This window comes from Stenotrophomonas sp. 2YAF22 (assembly GCF_052114665.1).
Lineage (GTDB): Bacteria > Pseudomonadota > Gammaproteobacteria > Xanthomonadales > Xanthomonadaceae > Stenotrophomonas > Stenotrophomonas indicatrix.
The window spans coordinates 1-1,516 of sequence record NZ_JBFRFE010000820.1 but is presented as its reverse complement, the minus strand read 5'-3'; the positions used below and the strand labels follow the sequence as shown (position 1 = coordinate 1,516).

Sequence of the window (1,516 nt, the reverse complement as noted above, 5' to 3'; positions counted from 1 at the left end):
GATCGGCGCGGTGGGCTTCTGCTTCGGTGGCACCACGGTGCTGGAACTGGCGCGCGCCGGTGCGCCGCTGGCGGGTGTGGTCAGCCTGCATGGCGGACTCGGCTCCCCCTTGCCGGCGCAGGCCGGCGGCAGCCACCCGTCGGTGCTGGTGCTCAATGGCGCCGACGACAAGAGCGTGACCGCCGAGGATATCGGCAGCTTCCAGAAGGAAATGGATGCGGCCAAGGTGGACTGGGAGTTCACCAACTACAGCGGTGCGGTGCACTGCTTTGCCGAGCGCGATGCCAACAGCCCGCCGGGCTGCCAGTACAACGAACGTGCCGCCAAGCGTGCCTGGAAGGCACTGGATGAGTTCTTCGAGGAGCGGTTCGAGAAACGTTGAAAAGGTGTGCCGACCRACGGTCGGCACCCACCCGTCCTTGCAGGTGCCGACCGTTGGTCGGCACTCATCTGCCCTGGTTGGTGCCGACCGTTGGTCGGCAACCTCATGATGCTGCGGATGTCATCGGGAATGCCGGCCAGCGGCCGGCACTACCGGGTGCGGTCAATGCGAGCGCTGTACCGCGTAGCGGGCCAGGCCGCGCAGGGCGGCGACGGCGTCGTTGTCGGCCAGGCCGTCGAGCGCGCGTTCGGCGGCTTCGGCATATTCCTCGGCACGACGGCGGCTGTATTCCAGGCCTCCGGTGGCGTGGATCGCCGCCAGCACTTCCGGCATCGCCGAGGCATCACCGTTCTGCACGATCGCGCGCAGGCGCTGGCGGGTGGCCTCATCGGAATGGGCCATGGCATGGATCAGCGGCAGCGTCGCCTTGCCTTCGGCCAGGTCGTCACCCAGGTTCTTGCCCAGCTCGTCGGCGTTGGCTGAATAATCCAGCACGTCATCGGCGATCTGGAAGGCGTAGCCCAAGTGCATGCCGTAGTCGTACAGGGCCTGCTGGGTGGCTTCATCGACACCACTGGCCAGTGCACCCAGGCGCGTGCCGGCGGCGAACAGCACCGCGGTCTTGCGCTCGATCACGCGCAGGTAGGCGGCTTCGTCGGTATCCGGGTTGTGCACGTGCAGCAGCTGCAGCACTTCGCCTTCGGCAATGCGGTTGGTGGTGTCGGCCAGGATCTGCATCACCGGCATCCGGTCCAGCTCGACCATCAGCTGGAAGCTGCGCGAGTACAGGAAGTCGCCCACCAGCACGCTGGGCGCGTTGCCCCACAGTGCATTGGCGGTGCTGCGGCCGCGGCGCAGGCTGGATTCGTCCACCACGTCGTCGTGCAGCAGGGTGGAGGTGTGGATGAACTCGATGATCGCTGCCAGCTGGTGGTGCTCGGGGCCGGCGCCGCCGACCGCATGGCCGGCCAGCATCACCAGCATCGGCCGCAGGCGTTTGCCGCCAGCGGAGATGATGTGGTCGGCGATCTGGTTGATCAGCACCACATCCGAGGACAGCCGGCGGCGGATCAGGGCATCGACGGCAGCCATGTCGGCTGCGGCAAGCGACTGGATCTGGGACAGGCCCAGGGC

Annotated in this window: 2 protein-coding genes; one reads left to right on the top strand and one right to left on the bottom strand. The window is 67.4% G+C overall.

Features of this window, described 5'->3' with window-relative positions:
* Positions 1-382 (top strand): dienelactone hydrolase family protein (locus AB4Y84_RS21425; protein WP_442250900.1); only part of this gene is annotated, 382 nt, incomplete at its 5' end.
* A gap of 162 nt (positions 383-544) precedes the next feature.
* On the opposite strand, the gene AB4Y84_RS21420 is transcribed toward AB4Y84_RS21425, so the two are convergent.
* A complete protein-coding gene (locus AB4Y84_RS21420) occupies positions 545-1,513 on the bottom strand; it encodes a polyprenyl synthetase family protein (RefSeq protein ID WP_442250901.1) in 969 nt (322 codons plus the stop codon).
* Positions 1,514-1,516 lie beyond the last annotated feature (3 nt).